Annotated in this window: 23 protein-coding genes; 12 read left to right on the forward strand and 11 right to left on the reverse strand. The window is 65.3% G+C overall.

Annotated features, from left to right (window positions below; genetic code table 11):
* Positions 1 to 167 precede the first annotated feature (167 nt).
* The 3 genes from AC1DXS_RS01835 to AC1DXS_RS01845 all read left to right on the forward strand — a co-directional run bounded on the left by AC1DXS_RS01835 (position 168) and on the right by AC1DXS_RS01845 (position 3,583).
* Positions 168 to 2,486, forward strand: coding sequence for an NADP-dependent malic enzyme (locus AC1DXS_RS01835; RefSeq protein ID WP_477735881.1), 2,319 nt, complete (start codon positions 168 to 170; stop codon positions 2,484 to 2,486).
* A gap of 216 nt (positions 2,487 to 2,702) precedes the next feature.
* Positions 2,703 to 3,080, forward strand: coding sequence for a guanyl-specific ribonuclease (locus AC1DXS_RS01840; RefSeq protein WP_139201092.1), 378 nt, complete (start codon positions 2,703 to 2,705; stop codon positions 3,078 to 3,080).
* A 53-nt stretch (positions 3,081 to 3,133) separates the two neighbouring features.
* Positions 3,134 to 3,583 (forward strand): barstar family protein, encoded by a 450-nt coding sequence (locus tag AC1DXS_RS01845; protein WP_413328781.1) that lies wholly within the window; start codon positions 3,134 to 3,136, stop codon positions 3,581 to 3,583.
* Between the two features lie 248 nt (positions 3,584 to 3,831).
* Here AC1DXS_RS01845 and rsmA read toward each other — a convergent pair whose 3' ends face one another.
* From rsmA to AC1DXS_RS01860, 3 genes are all read right to left on the reverse strand, one after another.
* Positions 3,832 to 4,602, reverse strand: coding sequence for a 16S rRNA (adenine(1518)-N(6)/adenine(1519)-N(6))-dimethyltransferase RsmA (gene rsmA, locus AC1DXS_RS01850; RefSeq protein ID WP_477735882.1), 771 nt, complete (start codon positions 4,600 to 4,602; stop codon positions 3,832 to 3,834).
* Positions 4,603 to 4,747: 145 nt separating this feature from the next.
* A complete protein-coding gene (locus AC1DXS_RS01855; protein ID WP_477735883.1) occupies positions 4,748 to 6,154 on the reverse strand; it encodes a peptidylprolyl isomerase in 1,407 nt (468 codons plus the stop codon).
* Positions 6,147 to 8,573 (reverse strand): LPS-assembly protein LptD, encoded by a 2,427-nt coding sequence (locus AC1DXS_RS01860; protein WP_477735884.1) that lies wholly within the window; start codon positions 8,571 to 8,573, stop codon positions 6,147 to 6,149. The genes AC1DXS_RS01855 and AC1DXS_RS01860 overlap by 8 nt, the downstream gene beginning before the upstream one ends.
* A gap of 117 nt (positions 8,574 to 8,690) precedes the next feature.
* Between AC1DXS_RS01860 and AC1DXS_RS01865 the strand changes: the two genes are divergently transcribed.
* From AC1DXS_RS01865 to AC1DXS_RS01880, 4 genes are all read left to right on the forward strand, one after another.
* Positions 8,691 to 9,797, forward strand: coding sequence for an aminoglycoside phosphotransferase family protein (locus AC1DXS_RS01865; RefSeq protein ID WP_477735885.1), 1,107 nt, complete (start codon positions 8,691 to 8,693; stop codon positions 9,795 to 9,797).
* 9 nt (positions 9,798 to 9,806) lie between these two features.
* Positions 9,807 to 10,562, forward strand: coding sequence for a 16S rRNA (uracil(1498)-N(3))-methyltransferase (locus tag AC1DXS_RS01870; RefSeq protein ID WP_477735886.1), 756 nt, complete (start codon positions 9,807 to 9,809; stop codon positions 10,560 to 10,562).
* Positions 10,559 to 11,728, forward strand: coding sequence for an MFS transporter (locus AC1DXS_RS01875; RefSeq protein WP_477735887.1), 1,170 nt, complete (start codon positions 10,559 to 10,561; stop codon positions 11,726 to 11,728). Before AC1DXS_RS01870 ends, AC1DXS_RS01875 begins: the two co-directional genes overlap by 4 nt.
* Positions 11,729 to 11,803: 75 nt before the next feature.
* On the forward strand, positions 11,804 to 12,271 hold the full coding sequence (locus AC1DXS_RS01880) for a YidB family protein (RefSeq protein ID WP_477735888.1): 468 nt from the start codon (positions 11,804 to 11,806) through the stop codon (positions 12,269 to 12,271).
* A gap of 47 nt (positions 12,272 to 12,318) precedes the next feature.
* On the opposite strand, the gene AC1DXS_RS01885 is transcribed toward AC1DXS_RS01880, so the two are convergent.
* Together AC1DXS_RS01885 and AC1DXS_RS01890 are read right to left on the reverse strand one after the other, a co-directional pair.
* Positions 12,319 to 13,245, reverse strand: coding sequence for a lysophospholipase (locus AC1DXS_RS01885; RefSeq protein WP_477735889.1), 927 nt, complete (start codon positions 13,243 to 13,245; stop codon positions 12,319 to 12,321).
* Between the two features lie 75 nt (positions 13,246 to 13,320).
* Positions 13,321 to 14,796: a M20 family metallopeptidase gene (locus tag AC1DXS_RS01890; protein ID WP_477735890.1), complete on the reverse strand. Its 1,476-nt coding sequence runs from the start codon at positions 14,794 to 14,796 to the stop codon at positions 13,321 to 13,323.
* A 236-nt stretch (positions 14,797 to 15,032) separates the two neighbouring features.
* On the opposite strand from AC1DXS_RS01890, the gene AC1DXS_RS01895 reads away from it, so the two are divergent.
* The gene (locus AC1DXS_RS01895) at positions 15,033 to 15,905 is read left to right on the forward strand and encodes a DUF72 domain-containing protein (protein ID WP_477735891.1); all 873 of its coding nucleotides are present in this window, start codon (positions 15,033 to 15,035) and stop codon (positions 15,903 to 15,905) included.
* On the opposite strand, the gene asd is transcribed toward AC1DXS_RS01895, so the two are convergent.
* A complete protein-coding gene (gene asd / locus AC1DXS_RS01900) occupies positions 15,896 to 16,750 on the reverse strand; it encodes an archaetidylserine decarboxylase (RefSeq protein WP_477735892.1) in 855 nt (284 codons plus the stop codon). The genes AC1DXS_RS01895 and asd overlap by 10 nt on opposite strands.
* A 72-nt stretch (positions 16,751 to 16,822) precedes the next feature.
* Entirely contained in the window at positions 16,823 to 17,011 is a 189-nt protein-coding gene (locus AC1DXS_RS01905; RefSeq protein ID WP_477735893.1) for a heavy-metal-associated domain-containing protein, read from the reverse strand.
* Positions 17,012 to 17,164: 153 nt separating this feature from the next.
* Here AC1DXS_RS01905 and AC1DXS_RS01910 point away from each other — a divergent pair, with 153 nt between their 5' ends.
* The 4 genes from AC1DXS_RS01910 to alkB all read left to right on the forward strand — a co-directional run bounded on the left by AC1DXS_RS01910 (position 17,165) and on the right by alkB (position 21,540).
* Positions 17,165 to 19,609, forward strand: a complete 2,445-nt coding sequence (locus AC1DXS_RS01910; protein WP_477735894.1) for a heavy metal translocating P-type ATPase — start codon at positions 17,165 to 17,167, stop codon at positions 19,607 to 19,609.
* Positions 19,602 to 20,018 (forward strand): Cu(I)-responsive transcriptional regulator, encoded by a 417-nt coding sequence (gene cueR, locus AC1DXS_RS01915; protein WP_477735895.1) that lies wholly within the window; start codon positions 19,602 to 19,604, stop codon positions 20,016 to 20,018. Before AC1DXS_RS01910 ends, cueR begins: the two co-directional genes overlap by 8 nt.
* 100 nt (positions 20,019 to 20,118) lie before the next feature.
* Positions 20,119 to 20,850 (forward strand): 2OG-Fe(II) oxygenase, encoded by a 732-nt coding sequence (locus AC1DXS_RS01920; RefSeq protein ID WP_477735896.1) that lies wholly within the window; start codon positions 20,119 to 20,121, stop codon positions 20,848 to 20,850.
* A gap of 36 nt (positions 20,851 to 20,886) precedes the next feature.
* Entirely contained in the window at positions 20,887 to 21,540 is a 654-nt protein-coding gene (alkB, locus tag AC1DXS_RS01925; RefSeq protein ID WP_477735897.1) for a DNA oxidative demethylase AlkB, read from the forward strand.
* 28 nt (positions 21,541 to 21,568) lie between these two features.
* On the opposite strand, the gene otnI is transcribed toward alkB, so the two are convergent.
* The 4 genes from otnI to AC1DXS_RS01945 form a co-directional block, all read right to left on the reverse strand.
* Positions 21,569 to 22,402 carry a 2-oxo-tetronate isomerase gene (otnI, locus tag AC1DXS_RS01930; RefSeq protein ID WP_477735898.1) on the reverse strand — a complete coding sequence of 278 codons (834 nt, stop codon included), beginning with the start codon at positions 22,400 to 22,402 and terminating at the stop codon, positions 21,569 to 21,571.
* A gap of 4 nt (positions 22,403 to 22,406) precedes the next feature.
* On the reverse strand, positions 22,407 to 24,293 hold the full coding sequence (locus AC1DXS_RS01935; protein WP_477735899.1) for a SulP family inorganic anion transporter: 1,887 nt from the start codon (positions 24,291 to 24,293) through the stop codon (positions 22,407 to 22,409).
* A 90-nt stretch (positions 24,294 to 24,383) separates the two neighbouring features.
* Positions 24,384 to 25,421 carry a Cj0069 family protein gene (locus AC1DXS_RS01940; RefSeq protein ID WP_477735900.1) on the reverse strand — a complete coding sequence of 346 codons (1,038 nt, stop codon included), beginning with the start codon at positions 25,419 to 25,421 and terminating at the stop codon, positions 24,384 to 24,386.
* Positions 25,422 to 25,484: 63 nt separating this feature from the next.
* On the reverse strand, positions 25,485 to 26,393 hold the full coding sequence (locus AC1DXS_RS01945) for a Fe-Mn family superoxide dismutase (protein WP_477735901.1): 909 nt from the start codon (positions 26,391 to 26,393) through the stop codon (positions 25,485 to 25,487).
* Positions 26,394 to 26,395 lie beyond the last annotated feature (2 nt).

Consider the following 26,395-nt stretch of genomic DNA (forward strand, 5'->3'; position numbering starts at 1 on the left):
TCGTGAACCAGCTTCGCGGCAACGCGGCTTTCCATGCTGAAAAGTCAAAAGCGATCCACCTTTTTGCGTAGATTCACTTACTAGGGTTTTCCCGTCCAACGGCCTACAATCCAGACCCTTACAAGAAATTGACGGTCGCCCGACCGTTTCCGCTGGAGACCCTGCTGATGCCGACACCCACCGCCGCGACGCCCGCCGACCGTGAAGAAAAACGCGCTGAACTGCGCCGCGCCGCCCTTGAATACCACGAGTTTCCGACCCCCGGCAAGGTGGCCATCGCAGCGACCAAGCAGCTGACCAACCAGCGCGACCTGGCCCTGGCTTATTCCCCCGGCGTCGCCGCGCCCTGCGAAGAGATCGTCAAGGACCCGAACAACGCCTTCAAGTACACCAGCCGCGGCAATCTCGTGGCCGTGGTGACCAACGGCACCGCCGTGCTGGGCCTGGGCGACATCGGCCCGCTGGCCTCCAAGCCGGTCATGGAAGGCAAGGGCGTGCTGTTCAAGAAGTTCGCCGGTGTCGACGTGTTCGACATCGAGATCGACGAAAAAGACCCGGCCAAGCTGGTCGACATCATCGCCTCGCTGGAGCCGACCTTCGGCGCCATCAATCTCGAAGACATCAAGGCGCCGGATTGCTTCTATGTGGAGCGCGAGCTGCGCAAGCGCATGAAGATCCCGGTGTTCCACGACGACCAGCACGGCACGGCCATTACCGTGGGCGCGGCGGTGCTGAATGCGCTCAAGGTGGTCGGCAAGGGCCCCGGCCAGGTCAAGCTGGTGACCTCGGGCGCGGGCGCGGCGGCGCTGGCCTGCCTGAACCTGCTGCTCAAGCTGGGCATTCAGCGTGAAAACGTGTTCGTGACCGACCTGGCCGGCGTGGTCTATGAAGGCCGCACCGAACTGATGGACGAGGACAAGATCCAGTTCGCGCAGAAGACCGACGCGCGCACCCTCAGCGACGTGATCGCGGGCGCGGACATCTTCCTGGGACTGTCGGCCGGTGGTGTGCTCAAGAAAGACATGGTCGCCAAGATGGCGGCCAAGCCCATCATCCTGGCGCTGGCCAATCCCAACCCCGAGATCACGCCCGAAGACGTCAAGTCCGTGCGCGACGACGCCATCATGGCCACCGGCCGCACCGACTACCCCAACCAGGTCAACAACGTCCTGTGCTTTCCGTACATCTTCCGCGGCGCGCTGGATGCCGGCGCCTCGACCATCACCGTCGAGATGGAAATCGCGGCCGTGCATGCGATTGCCGAACTCGCGCAGGCCGAGCAGAGTGAAGTTGTGGCAGCCGCCTATGTGGGTGAGAAGCTCGCCTTCGGCCCCGAATACCTGATTCCGAAGCCTTTCGACCCGCGCCTGATGATGAAGATCGCGCCCGCGGTGGCACAGGCGGCGGCCGACAGCGGCGTGGCCCTGCGGCCCATCCAGGACATGAACGCCTACCGCGACAAGCTGCAGAGCTTTGTCTATGCCTCGGGTACGGTCATGAAGCCGATCTTCGCGGCCGCCAAAGCCGCCAGCCGCAAGCGCGTGGCCTATGCCGAAGGCGAAGAAGAACGCGTGCTGCGCGCCTGCCAGATCGTGGTGGACGAGGGCCTGGCACGGCCCACGCTGATAGGCCGCCCCGCCATCATTGCCCAGCGCATCGAAAAATTCGGCCTGCGCCTGAAGGAAGAGCTCGACTACGACGTGGTCAACGTCGAGCAGGACCACCGCTACCGCGATTTCTGGCAGACCTACCACCGCATGATGGAGCGCCGCGGCGTCACCGTGCAGATCGCCAAGATCGAGATGCGCCGCCGCCTCACGCTGATCGCCGGCATGCTGCTGCACAAGGGCGACGTGGACGGCCTGATCTGCGGCACCTGGGGCACGACGGCCCACCACCTGGACTACCTGGACCAGGTCATCGGCAAGCGCGAAGGCGTCAACACCTATGCCTGCATGAACGGCCTGCTGTTGCCGAACCGCCAGGTCTTCCTGCTCGACACCCACGTCAACTGCGACCCGACGGCCGAGCAGCTCGCCGAGATCACCACCATGGCCGCCGAGGAAATGATGCGCTTCGGCATCAAGCCCAAGGCGGCCCTGCTGTCGCACTCGAACTTCGGCTCCTCCAACCTGCCCAGCGCCCTGAAAATGCGCCGCACGCTGGAACTGCTGCGCGAGAAAGCCCCCTGGCTGGAAGTCGACGGCGAAATGCACGGCGACATGGCGCTGGACGAAGACGCACGCGGCCTGATCATGCCCAACAGCACGCTGGCCGGCGAAGCCAACCTGCTGGTGCTGCCCAATATTGATGCAGCCAATATTTCGTACAACCTGCTCAAAACGGCGGCCGGCGGCAACATCGCCATCGGCCCCGTGCTGCTGGGCGCGAACAAACCCATGCACATCCTGACCGCCACGGCCACGGTACGCCGCATCGTGAACATGACGGCACTGACAGTGGCGGATGCAAACGCGGCCCGATAAGCCCATTTTAGATAGCCAGTACTAACTTATTTAGGCAGTAACCCCGGTCTTTACTGCCTAAATTTTCAGCAGCCACTTGCGTTTTCCAGCCACTTGCGGCAAACTAGCTCTCTTGAAATTTAAGGGTTAACCCGAAATCGGCGGGCGGGCCCTGGGTTCAGGAAAGGCTTCTTTTTCATGTTGCGCAATGGGTGGGGACGTCGGCAGGCAGCCAGAATGGCCGGCCTGCTGGTCTTGGCAACCAGCCTGAGCGGGCTGATCCCCAGCGTGGTGCAGGCCAAGGGCGCGGATTCACCGGCGCCGGTCGGCACGATTGCAGCGGCCCAATTGCCCCCTCAAGGGCGCGACATGATGACGCTGATTTACCAGGGTGGGCCGTTCAGGCATGACAAGGACGGCGTGGTGTTTGGCAACCGGGAGCGACTTCTTCCGGCCAACCGTCGCGGTTACTACCGCGAATACACCGTCCGAACGCCCAATGAACGCAGCCGGGGAGCCCGGCGCATTGTTTGTGGCGGCTTGAAACCCACCGCCCCGGATGCCTGTTATTACACCGACGACCACTATGCGAGTTTTCGCAGAATCGTTCAGTAAATGAGCTGTGGTTGTTATTACGAGTTTTTGACTTCAGAGAAAGAGTAGCGGAGATGGATACACCACTTCGTCGGGACAACGAAACGCCGGTGCGCAAGGACGGTGAAACGCCTTTGCGCGGCGTGCGGCCCAATATCGTTCAATCCATACGCGCCTTCCGGGTGCAGGACCTGCAGGATGCCGCGACGCATCTGAACCAGCATTTCCTGTATGCCAACCTGGGCAATGCCCAGAGCAAGCAGGACGTGCTGGACATGATTGCGGCGCAATACACCTTCCCGGCCCACTTCGGCAAGAATTTCGACGCGCTGTACGACTGCATGACGGACCTGGTCCACAAGTCGGGCCCGCAGCCCGGCTTCATCGTCGTGCTCGAGCAGATTCCGGCCAACGCCAAATTTGACAAGGAAGCGCGCGAGCAGCTGCTCGACATCTTCCGGGATGCCTCGGACTACTGGGCGGATCGCAAGATACCGTTCAGATGCTTCTATTCTTTTCTGTAGCCCGCTCCCCAGACATCGGCCAAGGGGATCGGGCGAATGAGGCCCAGCAAGCAGTTGCAGAAGGTGAAGAAGTCATGCCTACCGACAAACTGGTGGACGTGTCGCCTCTGGCATTGCGTATGAGCAGCCCGTTTAACGCGGGTTACTGGCTCGCCGCTGCTTGAAGTAAACCAAATGGAAATAGGCGCCGCAGGCGCCCGCAAAAAAGCCCGTCTTTGACGGGCTTTTTTTATGCCGCTAGCCGGCGCTCAGGCTTGCAGCGCCTGCGCCAGCGCGACGTACTCGGCCGCCGGCACCTCCTCGGCCCGGCGCTGCACGTCAAAGACACCCGTAAAGCCGCGCGCGGCCAGCCATTGGCCCAGCGTGTGGCGCAGCAGCTTGCGGCGCTGACTGAAAGCCACCTGCACCAGCTCACTCAGCAGCTTGACCTCAAGCACCGCCGGCGCGGCGTGCGGCACCATGCGCACCACAGCACTGTCCACGCGCGGCGGCGGGTCAAAGCTCTGCGGCGGCACGAACAACACGTTTTCCATGGCGTAGCGCCATTGCAGCATCACACTGAGCCGGCCGTAGTCGCTGGTCGCCGGCGAGGCCACCATGCGGTCTATGACCTCTTTTTGCAACATGAAGTGCTGGTCTTCAATGACGTCGACCGCATCCAGCAGATGGAACAGAATGGGCGTGGAGATGTTGTACGGCAGGTTGCCGACGACGCGGAGCTTTTGCCCCGGCGCGCAGGTGTCGCGCGCCAGCGCGTGGATGTCGACCTTGAGGATGTCGGACTCAACAACGCTGAGTTGCGGATGCTCGCGCAGTTGCCGAGCCAGGTCCCGGTCCAACTCGATCACCGTCAGATTGCCCAAGCGCTCAACCAGGGGCTGCGTCAAAGCCGCAAGCCCGGGACCGATTTCCACCACGGCCTGGCCCGGCCGCGGCGCGATCGCCTGGACAATGCCTTCGATGATGCCTTGGTCAGTCAGGAAGTGCTGGCCAAAGCGCTTGCGCGGGATGTGTTTCACGAGCTCGCCGCCTTACTCACACCTTAAACCAGCAGGGGCCGCGGAACCGGCTTTGCCGGGCCGCAGGCGCAGCGGCCCCTCTCGTAATGAAAGGGGCAGGGAGAAGCCGCAGGCTACACGCAGTGAGCAACCGTGGGGGCCACACTCACTGCGGCGGTTCACGATACTCCACGTACGCACGCCCGCGGACTTCCTGGGCCCAGAGTGCATAAGCTTCGCTCTGTTTTTTCTCGCGCAGCACATTGCGTGCGATTTCGCGCTGGTCGCGCTGCGAGAGCTGGGTGTCGCGGCGCTCGAGCACCTGGATGATGTGCACGCCGTAGCGCGACACCAGCGGATCGGATACCTGGTTGGGCGCCAGGCTGTTCATGACTTTCTCAAACTCGGGCACAAACATGCCGGGGCTGGCCCAGCCCAGGTCGCCGCCTTCCTTGGCCGAGCCGTCATCGCTGTTTTCGCGGGCAAGGGTGGCAAAGTCGGCCTGCCCTGCCTGGACGCGCTTCTTGAGTTCTGCGAGCTTTTCGGTCGCGGCCGCTTCCGTCATTTTGGGGTTCAGCCGAAGCAGGATGTGGCGGGCGTGGGTCTGTGTCACGGTCGCGCCGGGCATGCCGCCCTGGCGCTTTTCAATCACCTTGAGGACGTGGAAACCAGCGCCGCTTCGCACCGGACCGGCCAGCGCGCCGGTCTGCAGATTTTTAGTGGCCTCTACAAAAAGAGGTGGATAACGGTCAGCGGTGCGCAGCCCCATCTGGCCGCCGGTCGTGCGCGTGGGCGAAGAAGAGAACTCGGCAGCCAGCGCGGCGAAGTCGCCGCCCGCCCTGGCCCGGTCAACCACCTGCTGGGCTTTGGCTTGCAGCGCCGCGACCTGGTCGGCCGTGGCATTTTCGGGCACGGCGACCAAAATCTCGCCCAGGTTAAGCGCCAGTGCGGAAGCTTCGGCGCTACCGCCTTCCTGGTCGCGCAGGAACTGGTCAACCTCCTGCTCGGTAATGGTGACGCGCGCCTCCAGTTCACGCTGGCGCAGGCGGCCCACCAGGAGTTCGTCACGCACTTCCGAACGGAACTGCGTGTAATCAATGCCGTCCGCCTTCAGGCGGCTGCGCAGTTCGTCCACGCTGATCTGGTTCTGGCTGGCGACGGTCTGGACCGCCGCCTGGATCGCGTTCTCATCGATGCGAATACCGGAAGCGCGCGCCAGTTGCAACTGGGCCTTGTCACTGATCATGCGCTCGAGCACCTGCACCACCAGCTCGCTGCGGGGCGGCAGCGCCGTGCCCTGCTGCAGGATTTGCTGCTCGGTACGGACCAGCTTGAGGCGGACCTCGCTGTTGGTGATCGGCTCGGAATTGACCACCGCGACGATGAAATCGGCCTGGCGTTGCCCACCTTGGACAGGGCGCACGGCCGGATCGGACGACAGTCGCAGGGGCGTGGACGGCCTCAGCCCCTGTGCCTGCGCCTGCGCGGCCATCAGCATCGAGAGCGCGAGCGCCACACCGGCCAGGCGCGGCAAGCCCGAGAAAAGTTCTGGAACGAAGCGGTGATTAGTCATAAGTGGTAAAGCGGCTTGGAGCCTCGATTTTCTCACGCAGGTACTGGTAGCGCGGGACATTTGACTTGAGGGTTTCCAGGGGGTTGGCGCCTATGCGGGAGAAGCCCACCAGCTCCAGCTGGAACATGATGCGGGTGTCCGAAGTGCCGGTGCCGGTTTGCGAGCGCTGCAGCACGACGCGGCCTATCCAGCAGCAACCGTCGTACTCGACGCCGATGATGGAGTCGACCAGACGCTTGTCGAGCACGCTGTAATTGAGCCGGCCGACCGCATAGTAGCGCCCGGGGCCCTGGCCCTGGCCGGCGCCCAGGTCTTTCCCCTTGTCGCCCCACAGGTCATTGATGGGCCATTGCCAGCCGATGTCGATCTGCTCACTGACATTGCGCTGGCGCCGGAACGCAGCGCTGATGACGCGGTAGTTGCCCGGGTTGTAGCGCACACCGAACGAGGCGCGCTCGGACTGCCGGGTCTTGGGGTTGTACTGCACCGTGCTGTCGAAGGACCATTGCGGCACCCAGTTGACGGATGCGCCGACCAGAATGTCGCTGATGCGGTCGGTGACCGGCAGAGCGCCTGGCAAGGTCACGCGCTGGTCTTCAAAACGCAGGCGCTGCGCGATGCCCACGCGCAGGGCTTCCGCACCCGTTGCCGGATCCAGCAGGCGCGAGGTCACGCCCAAGGTCAGCAGGTTCGCATCCGAAATGCGGTCATTGCCGACAAAGGCGTTTTCGGTGAACACCGTCGCAAAGTTGAAGTCGTTCAGGCCGGAGTCGTAGTTGGGCAAACGGCTCTGGTCACGGAAGGGCGTGCGCACATAAAAGGCGCGCGGCTCCAGCGTCTGGGTAAAGTCGCGGCCCAGGAAGCCGGCCTGGCGTTCAAACTGCAAGCCGCTGTCCAGGCTGAAGGTCGGGACCACGCGCGAGGCTGAGCGAGAGCCGTCGATCAGCGGCGCGTCGAACTGGTAGCTCGTGGCGTGCAGCTGCACCTTGGGGGTGATGAATCCGGCCGACGACAGCCAGGGACGGCTGACCTGCAGCCTGGTGTAGGCCCGGTTGCTGTTGGGCTGGTTCGTCAGGGCCCGGTCGGCGGAAAACCGGGTGTAGTCGCCTTCGATGGACCAGTCAAAGCCGTTGCCCAGGCCGCCCAGGGGAGCATCTACCCGGGTATAGCTGGCTGTCAGCTGCGGCAGGCGGTCATAGGGAGGGACGATGGGCGAGGTCACGTCCTGCAGCGTCTGCCATTTCAGGGTGCGCAGGGTGGAGGAAAAGAAGCCGCGGCTCCAGGACAGGCTGGCGTCCTGGGAGAGCAGCCGCTGGGTGGTGGATCCAAGCCCTGCAGGGAAATCGCGCCAGTAGTCGTTGTCACTGACGCGGTTCAGGTTGAGGTTGAGGCCCAGGTTGCCCACGGAAGGCAAGCCGGTACTGATGGTGCCGGTGTGCTGGTAACCATAAGACCAGCGGTCCCGGTCGCGCAATCTGTCGTTCGGCAGGTAGTTGGCACGGAGCTGGCCCTGGTAGGTAGGCTCCAGGTAGCGGAACTCGCCGGCGAGGTCTACGCCGCGCTTGGTCATGATCGCCGGCGAAAAGGTCGCGTCCCGGTTCGGCGCGATGTCGAAGTAATAGGGCTGGCGAAGCTCGAATCCATCCGTCGAGCCAATGCTGATGCTGGGCGGCAGCAGGCCCGACTTGCGCTTGTCGCTTAACGGGAAGCTGAACTTGGGAAAGGCCAGAATGGGCACATCCTTGAACCGCACCACCGCTCCCCGGGCCACACCGACCTCGCTCTCCAGGTCGAACTCAAAGCTGGTGGCACGCAGCACCCAGGCCGGCTCCCAGCTCGCCTCGTCGTCGCGCTCGCAGGTGGTGTAACTGGCGCGCTGTGCCGTCAGGTGGTTTTCGTCGAGGAAGTCGACCCGCTCGGCCCGGCCGTTGCCGCCGTTGCTCAGGAAGCGGTAGTCCGGCGTGGTGAAAAAGCCCTCGAAGCGGTCCAGCTTCAGTTCCAGCTCCGGGCCGTCAAACCGATTGCCGGCCCGGTTGATGCGGACATTGCCGCGGCTTTTGAGCTGGTCGTCGGGCTGGTAGTACTCGATGCGGTCGGCGCGGATGGAAGTGGGTCCGCGGCGCAGTTCGGCGTTGCCGTCGATCACCGTTTCCAGGTCCGGGCGGCCCGACACGCGGTCGCCGAAGATAAAGGTCGCCCCCCGGTTCGCCGGGTCGTTGGAGACTTCTTCGGCCAGCTTGGAGGTGGGCTTGAGCTTTAACCCGCTCCCGGACTCCGCCGCCGCCGGCGCCGCAGGCACGGCCTGGGCATGCGCCGCGCCGGCCACAGTCATCCCCAGCGTGGCGCAAAACACGGCCAGCCTGGAGACAGCAAGAGCTACCGGGGAGAGAATAAAAGGCGAGGGGGATGCGCGGCGCATCGTTTATGTGAGATAAACCCGTTTGTAAAATCAGGCCTGATTATCCATGACCCTCCACCCCCATCCCACAATGCCGAACCCGAGCCCGGCCGCGCGCCTTGCGAAGGCTTGGCAAGCATGACCGCAACGTCCGTCGCCTGGGCCGATCCTGCACGCGCCACCGCCTTCGAGCACTGGCTGGCCGCCGCGGCCCGTCAACACAAGCTGCAAGCCGGTTCACTGAGGCCGGCTTCGGCCGATGCGAGTTTTCGCCGCTACTTCAGGGTGGACAGCGCATCAGGCGAAGGCAGCTGCATCATCATGGATGCGCCGCCCGCGCAGGAGGACTGCAAGCCCTTTGTGAAAATTGCCGGCCTGATGGCGGACGCCGGCCTGAACGCTCCGCGCGTGCTCGCATGGGACGAGCCCCTGGGCTTCATGCTGCTGAGCGACCTGGGCGCGCAGACCATGATGGAAGTGATCGCCCCGCCTGCGGCGGTCGACGCGATTGCCAGCCCGACACCCGCGCACTACGACTTGTATGTGGATGCGGTGGAGGCCCTGATCCGCTGGCAACTCGCCTCAAAACCCGATGTGCTGCCGCCTTATGACGATGCGTTGCTCTCGCGCGAGCTTGCCCTCTTTCCCGACTGGTACGTCGCCAAACACCGCGGCCTCGCACTGGATACCGGCCTGCAGGACAAGCTCGACGCCCTGTTCACGCAGATCAAAGCCAGCAACCTGAATTCGCTTGAGGGTGCTCGGGTGTTTGTGCACCGTGACTTCATGCCGCGGAATCTGATGATTCCAAATGGACCATCAATGGCCGCCGCGGATGCGCCGCCACTGGGGGTACTTGATTTCCAGGATGCGGTTTACGGCCCCATCACCTACGACATCGCCAGCCTGATGCGCGACGCCTTCCTGAGCTGGGAAGAGGACTTCGTGCTCGACATCACGGTGCGTTACTGGCAGAAGGCCCGCAAGGCGGGCCTGCCTGTCGGCGACGACTTCGGCGAGTTTTACCGGGCTGTCGAATGGATGGGCCTGCAGCGCCACCTCAAGATTCTGGGCATCTTCGCGCGCCTCACGCTGCGCGACGGCAAGCCCAAATACCTGGCCGACACCCCGCGCTTCATCAAATACGCGCGCAATACCGCCGCGCGCTACCGGCAGCTCGGCCCGCTGATGGTGCTGCTCGACGAGATCGAAGGCAATGAAACCCGTGTGGGCTACACGTTTTAAGGCCACGGTGTGAGCGCCCGTTTCTATGCTGACATCGCGCTGGTACCGGGCACAACAGTAGCGCTGCCGCCGGCGGCGGCCCGTCACGTTCAGGTCCTGCGGCTGCAGCCCGGGGATGCCCTCTCGCTGTTCAACGGCCGGGGCGACGGCTCTCCCGGTAGCGAGGGCGAGTTTGGTGCCATGGTCACGCGCATGGGCCGCAGCGAAGTCGAAGTCACCGTCGGCGCTTACAACCCGACCTCACGCGAGGCGGCCCGAGCCATCCACCTGGCGGTCGCCATGCCCGCCAACGAACGCATGGACTGGCTGGTGGAAAAAGCGGCCGAGCTGGGTGCGGCCAGCATCCAGCCCCTGATGAGCGAGCGCAGCGTGCTGCGCCTCAAAGGCGAACGCGCCGACAAAAAAATCTCGCACTGGCAAGGCGTAGCCGTCGCCGCCTGCGAGCAATGCGGCCGAAGCCGCGTGCCGCTGGTCCACGAGGTCGCGACCCTGGCCGACTGGCTCAAGAACCTCGGGGAGGCGGCAGCGGACGGGAGCCGGCTGTTGTTGTCGCTGCGCGAAGGCAGCCGTCCGCTGGCGCAGGCAGTGCCGGGCAGCGGCACGCTGACGTTTCTGAGCGGGCCCGAGGGCGGCTTCAGCTCCGCCGAAGAAACCGCGGCCATGGCCGGCGGCTTCAGCCCCGTCACGCTGGGCCCGCGCGTGCTGCGGGCCGAAACCGCGCCGCTGGCCTGCCTGTCCCTGCTGACGCTGGGGGCGGCGGCATGAACCGCAACCTCTGGCTGCTGGCCGTCTGCCAGGGCCTGTTCCTGACCAACAACGTCACCTTCATTGCCATCAATGGCCTGGTCGGCCTGAACCTCGCCCCGCTGGGCTGGATGGCCACCCTGCCCGTCATGGGCTATGTGGTGGGCGGCGCGCTGTCGACCCCGGTGGTGGCGCGTACGCAATCACGCTACGGGCGCAAGATGTCTTTTCAACTTGGGTTGCTGGTGGCCGTGGCCTCGGCCTTGCTGTGCTGCTATGCGGCCTACAGCCGCAACTTCTGGCTGCTGGTGACGGCCACGGTGGTGGCCGGCTACTACAGCGCCAACGCGCAGCTCTACCGCTTTGCCGCGGCCGAGTTGGCCTTGCCGGCCTTTCGCGAAAAAGCCATTTCGCTGGTCATGGCCGGTGGCCTGCTGGGCGCCGTCGCCGGGCCCAACCTTGCGGCGCGCACGCGGGAGCTGACCGCTGTGCCTTTTGCCGGCGCCTACCTGGCGCTGGCTGGCGTGGCGCTGTTGTCCATGGCGCTGCTGGCGTTCATTCAATTTCCTCCGCCGCCCGAGGCGCATGCAGCGCGGGGAGGACGGCCGCTCGCTGAAATCATGCGGCAGCCGGTGTTCATCGTGGCCGCCGCCGCCGGTGCGCTGGGCTTCGGCGTGATGAACCTCCTGATGGCCGCCACGCCGATCGCCATGCAGGTCTGCGGCCTGCCGTTTTCCAGCGTCGCGCTGGTGCTGGAGTGGCATGTGATCGGCATGTTCGCGCCGGGCTTTTTCACCGGCCACCTGATACGCCGCTTCGGCACCTTGCCCATCATGGCGGCGGGGCTGGCCTTGAACGTGCTCTGTGTGCTGATCGCGCTATCGGGTGTGGACCTCACGCAATTTTTGGCGGCGCTCTTTTTGCTGGGGCTGGGCTGGAATTTCCTGTTCACCGGCGCCACCACGCTGGCGCTCACGGCCTATCGTCCTGAAGAAAAGGACAAGGCGCAGGGCGCGCTCAACTTCTGCATTTTTGCCGTGCTCGCGGTGTCTTCGCTGGCCTCCGGCGTGCTCGTCACTACGCAGGGCTGGAGCCTGTTGAACCTCGGTTCGCTGCTGCCGCTGGGGCTGACCGGCGCGGCGCTGGTCTGGCTTGCACTGGGCCGGCGCAGGGAACAGAATGCCTGAGGCCTTCCGCGTTTTTTCTCCCGCTTTCTCTCGTGTCCTCCCGTTTTCACTTCACCCCCACTTGAGGAGTTCGTCATGGGTTTACTCGATTCCGTCCTGGGCAGCGTCCTCAATAACAACGGCCAGCAAGGCCAGGCCGGCGCGGGCCTGGGCGGCCTCATCGGCATGCTGGCCAGCAATCCGCAGCTGATCCAGATTGCCACGGACATGCTGGCCAACAACGGCGGCCAAGGCGGCCTGGGTGGGCTGGTCAGCAAGTTTGAACAGGCCGGCCTGGGCGACGCCATCCAGTCATGGATAGGCAGTGGCCCTAACCAGCCCGTTTCCGGCGACCAGGTCACCAGCGCGCTGGGTGCCGGCACCGTGTCCGACATCGCCGCGAAGCTGGGGCTGGACCCGGGCGACGCCGCCAGCCAGCTTTCCCACATACTGCCGGGCCTCATCAACCACCTGACGCCCGAAGGCCAGGCGCCCGAGCAGGGCCTGGGCAACGGCGATGACCTGATGGGCATGCTGGGCGGCCTGCTGCGGCAGACGCGCTGATTTTTTGGCTTGCCCGCGGCCTCGACCCCAGGCGCAAGCCTGGAATCTCAGAACCGCGCGTCCAGCCAGGCTTTGAGCGTGTCAAAGACCGGCGCCGAATCGGTTTCGTTGAAGATCTCGTGATAGAGATTGTCAAAGCAGCGCGTGGTCACCGTGCCGGGCATCACTGCGCGTGAGTTCGCGGCGCTCTCGGCAAAAGCGCGGCTACCCGCCGGGTCGACGAGGCGGTCGGCCCCCGCATACATCAACAGCGTGGGGGTTCGCCATTGGGCGGCGGCCGCTATCGTGGCGGGGCCGGCCGTCGCAATGAATTTTCCCAATCGAGGCGAAATCCTGTTGTGCACCTGCCGGTCGGCGACGTATTTCCTGACCACCTCCGGGTCGTGCGAAAGGTAGCGCGAATCCAGGCCGTTGCCCACGCACAGATCGGGAGCCACTTTCGGCATGAAGGCCAGCAAGAGTTTTTGCAGCGGGTTCAGTCCCGCGTCCAGCGCCGGTGAGGACATCACCAAGCCTTCCACGGGGCGTATGCCCAGCGAGACAAAACGGCCGGTCACGAGGCCGCCCAGGCTGTGGCCCAGCAGGACCAGGGGGATCTGCTCGGATTCGAGCGCCGCATGGTGGGAAGGCGATTCGCGCAGAAGGCGCATGCAGCGCAGACGCGTGTCGTCCACCACTTCGGCCAGGTCGTCCAGCAAGGTGGTGTCGCTGGGCAGCACGCCACGCGCACCGCCGGACTCGCCGTGGCCGCGCTGGTCGTAGGCGCGCACCGCAAAACCCCACTCCATCAGCTGGGCCGCTACGTGCTCATAGCGCATGGCGTGCTCGCCCAGGCCATGCACCAGCAGCACGACCGCGCGCGGCGGCGGCGCATACTGCCCCATTTCTTCGGCCCAGGCATCGAGCGGCCATTCGTACAGGGCCAGGTTCTCGCCGTCGCGGGCGGTGAAGGGTGCCAGGACCGTTGATTGCATGCGGCGGCTAAAGCCTGGCCTGGGGCAAGCGCGCCCGGCCGTCGCGATGCGAAAGGGAAGGGCGGCCCACCCGAGTCAACCGGGAACCCGCGCCATCACGTGCGCGACCGCGGCGGTCAGCTTCTTCGCATAGGGCACGTTCAGGAATTCGTTGGGGCCGTGGGCATTGCTCTTGGGGCCCAGCACGCCGCAGACCATCATCTGCGCCTTGGGAAAACCCTTGCTCAGCATGTTCATCAGCGGAATGGTGCCGCCCTGGCCTATGGTGCCGCAGGGCGCGCCGAAAAAGCTTTGGGACGCATCGTTGAGCGCGTTCTCAAACCAGGGCACGGTGCCGGGTGCGTTCCAGCCGGTGGCGCCGCCGTTGCTCTCGAAGGTGACCTTGGCCTGGTAGGGCGCGTTGTCTTCCAACAGAGTTTTGAGCTCCTGCACCGCCGCACCGGCATCGATCAGCGGCGGGAAACGCAGCGACAGCTTGAAGGCGGTGTAAGGGCGCAGCACATTGCCCGCGTCCTTGAGCGCCGGGAAGCCCTCGGCGCCCGTCACGCTCAGCGTGGGACGCCAGGTGCGGTTGAGCAGCGCTTCGACCGGATCGGTGGTGGTCGGTAATGCGAAGCTGCTGGAGCCTTCGCAGTCATAGTGCGCCCACGGGAAGCGCTTGTAGATTTCATCGCCGAGGATTTTGGCGGTGGCCTGCGCCTGGGCCAGGCGGTCGGCCGGGATTTCGCAGTGAAAGCTCTGCGGCAGCAGGCGCCCGGTCTTGCTGTCTTCAAGGCGGTCCAGCACCTGGCGCATGATGCGAAAGCTCGAGGGCACCAGGCCGCTGGCGTCGCCGGAGTGCACGCCTTCGGTGAGGACTTCCACCTTGAGCACGCCCGCCGCGTTGCCGCGCAGGCTGGTGGTCAGCCACAGCTGGTCGTAGTTGCCGGCGCCGGAATCCAGGCACACCACCAGCGCGACTTCGCCCAGGCGCTCGCGCAGCGCATCGACATAAGGCAGCAAATCATAGGAGCCGCTTTCCTCGCAGGTTTCGACCAGGCCGACGATGCGCGGGTGCGGCACGTTCTGGCTTTTCAGCGCCTGCACCGCGGCGATGCTCGCGTAGACGGCGTAGCCGTCATCGGCGGCGCCGCGGCCGTAGAGCTTGCCGTCTTCGTACTTGGCCGTCCAGGGGCTCAGGTCGTTGCGCCAGCCGGTGAACTCGGGCTGTTTATCGAGGTGGCCGTACATCAGGACGGTTTGCGTTGAATCAGGGCGCGTGGCGGGGATTTCAAAAAACAGCACCGGGGTGCGGCCTTCAAGGCGCACGATCTCCAGCTTGAGGCCTTCCACCTTCTGCGCTTCGACCCAGGCCGCCGCATTGCGCATGACGGTGTCGATGTAGCCGTGCTGCGCCCAGTCGCTGTCGAAAGTGGGGGACTTGGCGGGGATGGAGATGTAGTCGGTGATCTGTTTGACGATGTCGCCGTCCCACTGGGCCGTGACCTGGGACAGGGCCTGGGCGGCATTGAGGATGCTGGCGGGGATTTCGCGGTGCAGTGGGGCGTTCATGGGAAAGGCTCCGGGAGAAAAATATCGGCTTTTTAGGGCAGCGTTTTGCTGCAGCACCTGCTACTGTACGCTTCCGGCGCAGACCGCGCCACCGGCTGCGGGAAGACCCGGGATTGGAGAATTCAGCCTACAGCGGCCGCGGCCGGTGAGGGCAAAGATATCTCCTCTATTTCTTTCTCCCGCTTATTTGTCCCCTATTCGGACGAGAAAACAGGCCAGCACGCCACGGAGCCGCCATGACACAAGCAAGCCGCGCACAAGCGCCACTCTCCGCCGCCACGCCTTCCGCGGCGACCGATTCCCGCATACGCGCGGGCGTGGGCGGCTGGACCTTTGAGCCCTGGCGCGGCAATTTTTTCCCGCCCGGCCTGCCGCACAGCCGGGAACTCGAATACGCAAGCCGCCAGCTGAGCGCCATCGAGGTCAACGGCACCTACTACGGCACGCTCAAGCCGGCCAGCTTCAGGAAGTGGCACGACGAGACGCCGGACAACTTCGTGTTTTCCCTCAAGGCCTCCCGTTACGCGACCAACCGCCGCGTGCTGGCCGAGGCGGGCGAATCCATCCAGCGCTTCACGGAAAGCGGCATCAGCGAACTGGGCCACAAGCTGGGCCCCATCGTCTGGCAGTTCATGCCCGGCAAGGTGTTCGAGCCGCAGGATTTCGAGGCTTTTCTCGCGCTGCTGCCGAAACAGGTGGACGGCCGTGCGCTGCGCCATGTGGTCGACGTTCGCCATGAAAGCTTTATGTCGCCCGATTACCTGGCGCTGGCGCGCCGTTACAGGGTCGCCACGGTATTTACCGACGCTGACAAATTCCCGTCTTTCGCCGACCTCACGGGAGATTTTGCCTATGCCCGCCTCATGATGAGCGAGGCGGACCTGGAAACCGGCTACGAGGACGGCGCACTCGACGCCTGGGCCGAGCGTGCGCGCCAATGGGCGACGGGCGGGGCGCCCGCCGACTTGCCGACGCTGGAAGACGCGCCGCCGCAGGGCAAGCCGCGCGACGTGTTTGTGTATTTCATCAACGGCGCCAAGGAAAGGGCGCCCGCCGCGGCCATGGCGTTTTTAGGCCGCCTGGGCTTTACGCCCCCGGATCAGCCGTAGGAAGCCATGGCTTCGCCCAGCCGTATCTCGCGGCCGGGCGCCCACTCGGGGTTGAAGCGCATCGGCCCTTTGGGAAACAGCATGACGACGGTCGAGCCGAGCAGGAATCGCCCCATTTCCTCGCCTTGCTTGAGGCGTATCGCGGAGGTCGGCTCATCGGGGTAGTCCCATTGCCGCACGACCTTGCCGCGCGGCGGGTTGACCACACCGTGCCACACCGTGGCCATGCTGCCGACGATGGTCGCGCCGACCAGCACCAGCACAAAAGGCCCGCGCGCCGACTCAAAGACGCAGACCACACGCTCGTTGCGCGCGAACAGCCCGGGCACACCGCGCGCAGTGACAGGGTTGACCGAAAACAGCTCGCCGGGCACATAGATCATGCGCGTTAGCCGGCCGTCACAGGGCATGTGGATGCGGTGGTAGTCCCGGGGGCTCAGGTAGAGCGTGGCAAAGTGGCCGTCCTGGTAGTGGGCGGCCAGCGCCGCATCGCCCCCCACCAGCGCGGTGGTGGAATAGCTGTGGCCCTTGGCCTGAAAGATCTGGTCTTTTTCGATGCCGCCGAACTGGCTGATGGCGCCGTCCACGGGCGACACCAGGTCGCTGGCAGCGAGCGGCCGCGCATCGGGGCGGAGCGCGCGCGTAAAGAAGTCGTTAAAAGTGAGGTAGCTGGCGATGTCCGGATTCAGCGCCTCGCCCATGTTGACCTGGTACTTCGCGACAAAGCGGCGAATAATTTCCGTGGTGACCCAGCCGCGCTCGCGCGAAGCGACAAAACCGGCAAAGGAAGTCAGCGCCTGTTTGGGAAACAGGTATTGCGGGAGGACGGCGAATCGGTCGGACACTAGGCGGCTTGAAGGGTGGAGAAAGGGCCATTCTATCGACGCCCAAACACCTTGCCGCCGCGCGGCGCTGCCCTACTGTGCGGGATAACCCGCCTGCGTGAGCGCCGCGGCCACGGCCTGCCGGTCCCGGGGGGTCTGGACCACCACTTTTTTGGATGCCAGGTCCACATTGACCTGCGCGGCCGGGTCCAGTGCCTTGACAGCCTTGGTGATGGCATTGGCGCAGTGGCCGCAGCTCATGGCGGGGATCGTGAATTCCATAGAACCTCTTGGGCGTTATTAAAAGGGTTGGGAGAAGTCTSAACCTTCCCATGGGGGCAAAGTCCAGCCAGGCCGGCCAAACCCTCCCCGCGGCTGTGGCTATTGTCCCCGGGGCTTGACCCTCCCATGATGGTAAGGTTCAGACTGCCTCCCATGAACACCACTTCCTCCCTGAAAATCCCGCCCGCCGCGGCAGCGCTGGCCGAATGGCAGTTTCCCGTCCAGGGCATGAGTTGCGCGTCCTGCGTGGCGCGCGTGGAGCGCTCGCTGGCGAGCGTGCCCGGCGTGCGGGACGTCAGCGTCAACTTCGCGACCGAGCAGGCCAGCGTCAAGGCGCGCGGCGACGTCGGCATGGACACCTTGAAGGCCGCCGTCGCGAAAGCCGGCTACAGCGTGGCCGAACAAACCTTGAGGTTCAGGATAGAGGGCATGACTTGCGCCTCCTGCGTCTCACGCGTGGAAAAAGCGCTCCAGCAGGTGCCGGGCGTGCTCTCGGCCAGCGTCAACCTCGCGACCGAAACCGCAGAAGTCAGCGTGGCCGGCAGCGCTGCCATGCTGCCCGCGCTGATCGAGGCGGTGGCCAAGGCCGGCTATCAGGCGCGCGACATCCCGGCGGCCGGCGAAAGCCCCGCCAACAAACCCACCGCCGCCTGGTGGCCTGTCGCGCTGGCCGGAATTCTGTCGGCGCCGCTGGCCCTGCCCATGGTGGGTGCGCTGTTCGGCCRGGAGTGGATGCTCGACGGCTGGCTGCAGTGGCTGCTCGCCACGCCGGTGCAGTTCTGGCTGGGCGCGCGTTTTTACCGCGCGGGCTGGAAGGCCTTGCGTGCCGGCACCGGCAATATGGACCTGCTGGTGGCCCTGGGCACCTCGGCGGCTTACGGCCTCAGCGTTTACCAGCTGTGGCGGCATGGCGGCCACGGCATGGCCCATCTGTATTTCGAGGCCTCGGCCATCGTCATCACACTGGTGCTTTTGGGCAAATGGATGGAGGCGCGCGCCAAGTACCAGACGACGGCCGCCATTCGCGCGCTGCAGGCGCTGCGGCCCGATACCGCGCGCCGCCGCCAGGGCGGCAAAGACGAGGACGTGGCCCTGCAAGACATCCAGCTCGGCGACCTGGTGGTGGTGCGGCCCGGCGAACGCATCGCGGTGGACGGCGAAATCGTCGAAGGCGCGACCCAGATCGACGAATCCCTGATCACCGGCGAAAGCCTGCCCGTGGCCAAACACGCGGGCGAGCGCGTGACCGGCGGCGCGGTCAATGGCGAAGGCCTGATCGTGGTGCGCACCACGGCCATAGGCGCGGAGTCCACGCTGGCGCGCATTGTGCGCATGGTGGAGTCGGCCCAGGCCCAAAAAGCGCCTATCCAGCGGCTGGTCGACCAGGTCAGCGCCGTCTTCGTGCCGGTGGTCATAGGCATTGCCGTACTGACGCTGCTGGGCTGGGGCTTGGCAACACAGAATTGGGAAGCCGCCATCCTGAACGCCGTCGCCGTGCTGGTGATTGCCTGCCCCTGCGCGCTGGGCCTGGCCACGCCCACCGCCATCATGGTGGGCACGGGGGCCGCGGCCCGGGCGGGCATCCTGATCAAGGACGCCGAGGCGCTGGAGGTGGCGCACAGCCTCAAGGTCGTGGTTTTTGACAAAACCGGCACCCTGACCGAAGGCAAACCCGAACTCGTGGCGCAGCAGTCGCAGGGCATTGCAGAGGATGAACTGCTGGCCTGGGCCGCCGCCATCCAGTCGGGCAGCGAACACCCGCTGGCCCGCGCGGTGATGCGGCGCGCGACAGAGCAGCAGCTCGGAATTCCCGCGGCCGCACAGCTGCGCGCCGTCGCCGGGCGAGGTATGGCCGCCGTGGTGGCGGGCCGCGAGCTGCGACTCGGCAGCCCGCGCTTTATGCAGGAGCTGGGTCTGGACCTGGATTCCTTTGCCGCGCTGAAGGCCCGCGCGACGGAGCTCGAAGCCCAGGGCCGCACCGTGTCCTGGCTGGCCGATGTCTCCGCCACCCCTCAACTGCTAGGGTTGCTGGCCTTCGGCGACATGCTCAAAACCAGCGCGGCGCCGGCCATGGCCCGCCTGCATGCGCTGGGCATACAGACCGCCCTGGTGACAGGCGACAACCGCGGCAGCGCCGACGCCGTGGCGCGGCAGCTGGGCATAGACCTTGTGCACAGCCAGGTGCTGCCGGAAGACAAGGCGGCCATCATCGGGCAGCTCAAGGCCGGCGCGCAGGCACAGAAGGGTCGCGTGGCCATGGTGGGTGATGGCATCAACGATGCGCCGGCGCTGGCCGCGGCCGATGTGGGGATCGCGATGTCGACGGGCACCGATGTGGCCATGCACGCGGCCGGCATCACGCTGATGCGCGGCGACCCGTCCCTGGTGGCCGGCGCTGTCGACATTTCGCGCCGCACCTACGCCAAGATTCGCCAGAACCTGTTCTGGGCCTTTGTCTACAACGTGGTCGGCATCCCGCTGGCCGCGCTGGGCCTGCTGAGCCCGGTGATCGCCGGCGCCGCGATGGCGCTGAGCAGCGCCAGCGTGGTGATGAATGCCTTGCTGCTGCGCCGCTGGAAAGGAAGCACCCATGACTGAGACCATGAATACCATCGGCCCGCTCAACATCGGGCAGGCCGCCGCGCAATCCGGCGTGTCGGCCAAGATGGTTCGCCACTACGAGTCGTTGGGCCTGCTGCCCACGGTGCACCGCACGGATGCGGGCTACCGCCAGTACGGCGAAAAAGAAGTGCACACCCTGCGCTTCATACGGCGTGCCCGCGCGCTGGGCTTCAGCATGGCCGAAATCACCGAGCTGCTCAAGCTGTGGCAGAACAAGCGCCGCGCCAGCGCGGACGTCAAACGCATCGCACTGGCCCATGTGGCCGACCTTGAACGCCGCATCGCCGAGATGGAGGCCATGAAGCAGACCCTGGGCCATCTGGCGCATTGCTGCCAGGGCAACAGCCGGCCTGACTGCCCTATCTTGACCGAGCTGGCGGCCTGACAGAGGCTGAATGGAATGTCCGAATCCGGCGAGCGCTAGCGAGCCGGCGGATTTATCCTGGGGGTATTGATGGCTCTTCCATCGCCTCACGATCCGCCATATGCCTCTTGTCACCGAAGCACCGACCCTGTTGCCCGACGCCACAAGCGCAGATGATTGGAGCGACACCACGGCCACCCTGAACCGCCATGGCAGCGCCGTGCTGCCGCAATTGCTGAGCGCGCACGAATGCGAAGCCGTGGCCGGCCTGTATGCCGACACGCGCCATTTCCGCAGCCGCGTGCTGATGCAGCGCCACGGCTTCGGCCAAGGCGAATACCAGTACTTCAGCTACCCGCTGCCGGACATCGTCGCGCGGCTGCGCGCCACGCTGTATCCGCGCCTGGTCGGCGTGGCCAACGCCTGGAACGAAGCCATGGGCATAGATGTGCGCTATCCACCCGACCATGTCGATTTCCTCACGCGCTGCCACCAGGCCGGCCAGCAGCGGCCCACGCCGCTGCTCTTGCAATACGGACCCGGTGATTACAACTGCCTGCATCAGGACCTGTATGGCGAACATGTGTTCCCTGTCCAGGTCGCGGTGCTGCTGTCGCGTCCGGGCGCAGACTTCAGCGGCGGCGAGTTTGTGCTGACCGAACAGCGCCCACGCATGCAGTCGCGGCCGGAGGTGGTGCCCTTGAGGCAGGGCGATGCCGTGGTGTTTGCCGTGCACCACCGGCCGGTGCAAGGCAGTCGTGGTTTTTACCGCGTCAACATGCGGCACGGCGTGAGCACGGTGCGCAGCGGGTGCCGGCATACGCTGGGGATTATTTTTCATGACGCCGAGTGATTACCGCTCTCGCCGCAAAACGATCAAGGAGATGGTGTGACCCTGGGGCTTTTTGACGATGCACCCGCGCCCTATGCCGCGCCCGAGGCCATCGCACCGGGCGCGGCGCTGCTGCGCGGCTTTGCTCTGGAGGTCGATGAAGCCTTGCTGCAGGCCGTGCAAGAAGTCACCGCGGCAGCGCCGCTGCGCCACCTGGTTACGCCGGGCGGCTACACCATGTCGGTCGCGATGAGCAACTGCGGGGAGCTGGGCTGGGTGTCGGACCGCAGCGGCTACCGCTATGACGCCAAGGACCCGCTCTCGGGCAAGCCCTGGCCGCCGATGCCGGATTGTTTTTCCGAGCTCGCTTTAAGGGCCGCCGCGGAAGTGGGCTTTAGCAACTTCCGGCCGGACGCCTGCCTGATCAACCGCTATGAACCCGGCGCACGGCTGTCGCTGCACCAGGACAAGGACGAAGGCCACCTGGATGCGCCGATTGTGTCGGTGTCGCTGGGCCTGCCGGCCGTGTTTTTGTTCGGCGGCTTGAAACGCAGCGACAAGCCCATGCGCTACCGGCTGCTTCATGGCGACGTGGCGGTGTGGGGCGGCCCATCGCGGCTGGCCTATCACGGTGTGGCGCCTCTCCCTGAGGGTGAGCACCCTCGCCTGGGCAGGCAGCGCATCAATTTGACGTTTCGCTGCGCGCGCTAAGCTGGTGCTGAATGGGCTTCGAACCCGCTCAGGCGCGTTCGCGAAATTTTTTCAGCCAGCCCAGCCCGTCGCTTGTGGCGTTGGGCTGAGCGCCGCGCAGCGGTTTGTATTCGCAGCCCACCCAGCCGTCATAGCCGAGCTCATCGAGCAGCGCCAGCAGGTAGGGATAATTGATTTCGCCGACATCGGGCTCGTTGCGGCCCGGCGCACCGGCGATCTGCAGGTGGCCGACATGGCCGGTGGGCAGGTATTTGCGCAGCTTCATGGCCAGGTCGCCTTCGACGATCTGGCAGTGGTAGAGGTCCATCTGCACCTTGACGTTGGCCGCGCCCACTTCACGGATGATTTCGTGCGCATGGTCCTGCCGGTTCAAAAAGAAGCGCGGGATGTCGCGGGTGTTGATGGGCTCTATCAGCAGGTCCACGCCCACCCTGGCGGCCAGCGCGGCCGCCTCGCGCAGGTTGTTCACATAGGTGGGCTGCACCGCCTCACGCTCCATGCCGGTGGGCAGCACACCGGCCATCACATGGATGCGCGGGCAGGCCAGGGCCTGCGCGTAATCCAGCGCGATTGCGATGCCGGCGCGGAACTCGGCCTCACGGCCGGGCAGGCAGGCCGTGCCTTTTTGCGAGGAGGCCCAGGCTTTTTCGATACCGGCCGGGTTCGTGCCGCCCGGTGGCGCGTTGAACAGCACCAGCTGCTGGCCATGCTGCTGCAGGATGGCTTTGAGCTCCTGTGGCGCCCAGACGTAGGGCGAGAGGATCTCCACGGCCGTGAAGCCGTCGCGCGCGGCCGCGGCAAAGCGTTCAGCCATGGGGAGCTCGGTGTACATCCAGCTGAGGTTGGCGGCGAATTGGGGCATGGTCTCAGGCGGCGGGAGTGTCGGCGGTGTCGGGTCCGGGCGCGGTTTTGCATTCCCAGAATATGCGCGCCGTGCAGCGTCGGCAAATGTCCGGGTCCAGCTTGTTGAAGATGGTGGCGATCGCGGTGAACTTGTCGGGGAACTGGTGTTCGGTCCCGAGGACACTTGTGAACCCGGTTTTGCGCCACATGCGTATGACCTCAGGCCGCGGCCTGTGGAAGTACAGGTCGCCGCCCATGGCACGGCGCGCGGCGAGTTCGGCCTCCCAGAGCTCGGCACCGGCCAGGTCGATGAAGTTCATGCTCTTGCCCATGACCAGCAGGTGTTTTTGCGGCTGCGGCTGGGTGCGCAGCGCGTGCAGGATGTCGGCCACATGCTGGGTCGCGCCGAAGTAGACCTCGCCCTCCATGCGCAGCAGCTTGAGCTGCGGGCACTCCGGCAGCGCCTGGCGCGGCCCCTCGTCGGGCCCGTCAGGGCCCGACGATTTTTTGGTTTCCAGCCCCGCATCGGGCGAGTTGTCTATCACCACGAACTGGCGGTCCAGGCCGCGGCTGTCAAAGCCCATGGTGCGCATCGCGGGCTTTGAGGTGCGGTAGAGAAAGGACATCAGCGACAAAATCATGCCCAGCAGGATGGCGATTTCCAGCCGTATGGTGACGGTGGCCGCCATGGTGGCCAGGGCCACGCTGAAATCGCTGCGGCTCAGGGTGAACAGCTGGCGCCAGCGCGCGGCGTCGAGCAGCGTGAAGGCCACCAGCACCAGCAACGCCGCCAACGCGGCCATGGGAATCTGCGCCAGCAGCGGCGCGCTGAGAGCCACCAGCGCCACCAGCAGCACGGCGGAGAACACCGATGCCAGCGGCGTGCGCGCGCCGGCCTCCAGGTTGGGCATGGAGCGGTTCATGGAACCGCAGGAGACATAGCTCGAGAAAAAACCGCCGACGATGTTGGACAGGCCCTGGCCGCGGAACTCGCGGTTCGCGTCTATGCGCTGGCCCGAGCGCAGCGCCACCGTCTTGGCAATCGAAATCGCCTGGCCCAGCGCGACGATGGTCAGCGCGAAGGCCAGGCCGACCAGGTCTGCCGCCTGCGCCCAGCTGATGCGGGGCACTTCAAAACGCGGCCAGGGCACGGGGATCTGGCCCACTGTGCGCAGCGAGGCCGAGGGTGTGGCATCGGGATGTAGCCAGCGGCCCCATGCCCAGGCCAGGACAGTTGCGACTACCAGTCCGATCAGCATGTAGGGCCAGTTGCGGCGCCAGCGGCGCAACAGCAACGCCACGGCCAGCGTGATGGCCGCGACACCCAGTGCCTGCGGCTGGGCCGCGCCAAGTTGTGTGAGCACATACGCGAGCACAGATGCCGCACTGTGCTCGGGGGCGGCTGCCAAGCCCAGCAAGTCGGGCAGCGCATGCACGGCGATCAGCAGCGCGGCACCCGAAGTAAAACCGAAGAGCACCGCCGGCGAGATGAAATTGGCCAGCACGCCCAGGCGCAACGCGCCAATCAGCCACTGCATGACACCCACCATCACGGTGATGGCCAGCGCGAGCTGGATGTACAGCGGGCTGAAAGCCACGGCCAGCGGCGAGAGCATGGCGAACAGGGCCAGCGAGTTGGCGTTGGTCGGGCCCGACATGACATGCCGGCTGGAGCCGAACAGCGCGGCGATGATGCAGGGAATGACGGCGGTGTACAGGCCATAGGCCGGCGGCAGACCGGCCAGCGTCGCGAAGGCAATGCCTTGCGGCAGCACGAGCACCGCGCCCAACAAGCCCGCCATGGCGTCGGCCCGCACGGTGGCGGGCGACACTTCGCGCACCCAGTCGCCGAACAGGCGTTCCAGGAACGGAATTGATGACCGGGGTGCGTGGGCGGCTGAAGGTTCCATCACGAAGGCTTGAGCATACCGCGCCCGGCGCGCGGCGTACCCGCGGCCAGCATGGCGTTCAAGCCAGGCAGACAGGCCGCCGACATGCGATCAAATCTGCTCTAAACGACTTTGCACGGCCAAAACCAGTGGCTGGATTGCGGAGTCCGGGAACGGCGCTACGCTGCTGACGTTAATCTCGCAAAGCACATAGTGCTCAGAGGCGTCGACCAGAGGCTCACCGAACATAAAGTCGCAGTCCCAGAGGAAAGGAAGTTGCTCGCGCGAAAGGCCGACGCGTGCACGCAGCAATTCGACCCATTCAGCCTCAAGACGTTCCTTCAAGAACTGGAATTGCGGTGCGTCCGCAGCGTGGTACAGCCTGGGGCCGGGTGCAGGGGCCGGCGCTTCAGCTGTTGCGGGATAGAGCGCGTTCACCGACTGGTGCCCGAACCCCTCGACTCGGTCCTCCACCAGATAGGCCCGAACCATGCCTTCCACCAAACGCGGTTGCCATGCCTGGTCGATCATGTGTCCACCATTCGCGGGCTCGAAGTACGGAGCCATTCTGGCCAAAAGCGCCGGAAGTTCCATCAACTCCTCGTCGCTGCCACGCTGGGCGTGGCGCACGCGCAGGCACGCGGGTGCGGCAATGGGGCCAACCAGTTCCACGCGCCAAACACCGATGCCGCTATGCCCCCGGTACTGCTTGAGCACCCGAGGGCCCTGGTGCAATCGTTCCGGCAATTCCTCCTCGAGTTGCTTAAGGCTTTCCATTCGGTAAATGTCACTGCCGAACGGAAGATCGCGCGTATGGAACAAGACGTCCTTGGTTCCCAGCTTCAGGATGGTCTCCGGGTGTGCGCTGACCACCACCCCCGAATCGGCAACCCGTCGCAGCATCGCATCCAGGACATCCCGCCTTCGTCCTCCTTCGATAGGGTTGCACCAAGTCAGCACAAGGCGACAGTCGCGCAACTGCGCCTCCACTTCCCCGGCGAAGGCGTCGTTGTACACAGCCGGGACGGCGGTCACTCCAGCGCTTGCAAACGCCTCGAACAAAGCGGCAAAGCGGCTTTCAGCTGGATCCGCACGGTCCCGCATGGCGCGATCGCCGGGATATAGCAATGCGACGGAAGGCCTGGGCATGATCAGCTCCTTGAACGCTCACGCGTGCAACCGGCAACGCGCATTTCCGCTGGCAATCACTCCTCAGGTTTGCTTTGCCGCGAGCGGCCGGCCTGCCGCTTTCCAGCCGTCAATACCGCCACTCAGGAACCTGGCATCGACTCCTGCCGCGCGCAGTCGCATGGCTGTGGAGCGCCCGACTTCGTGTCCGTATACGCAGTAGACCATCACCGGCTTGTCCTTGGGCAACTGTGCTGACCAAGCGCTCACTTGGGCCGGGTCTCGCCACTGCGCACCGGGGATGAGGGCGTCTGCCTGATCGAAGACCCCTGCGCGGCGGACGTCCAGAACGTGAGCGCCGGCGAGATCGTCCGCGGTGGCTGCGAACGGTTCGCTTGAAGCCTCCACTGCGGCCTGGTAGCGCTCGTACACGCGCGTCCAGTTGATGTTCTCCATAAAGGCGTCCACATACTGCCCGGCGGCCGCGCCGAAATCCAGGTGGTAGGCGTGCTCGTACATGTCGAGTGCCAGGATGGGGATACCACCCGCCACCGCGTGCGTGTGGTCTGCGGCCCACTGGTTCACAAGGGTTCCTTCGCGCGGCTGGAATACCAGCAGCACCCAGCCGGAGCCACCGGCCAGGGCTTTGCCCATCGCGACGAACTCCTCGCGCCATCGTTCAACGCTGCCGAAATTCGATTGCAGCGCGAGCACCGCCGCGGGTGTCATCGGTTCGCCGGTGGCGCCGAGGCAGTCGAAGTACAGTTCGTGAAGCAGCATGGAGTTTGTGGCGATGAGTTCCTCGCGCTTGAGCCCGTTCAGGTCGAAGCCGGCCGCAGTCGCAAAAGGCATCTCCCGGAGCCGGCCACGGATGGCATTCAGTCGCTTGACGGCACCGGTGTAGTTGTTCTGGTGGTGGCTGCGCAGCAGCCTTTCCGAAAGACCTTTCACGCCGGCAGGGTCGAAGGGGAGGTCGTGGATCAGAGCGTCCATAG

This window comes from Polaromonas sp. P3_B1 (genome assembly GCF_056402935.1).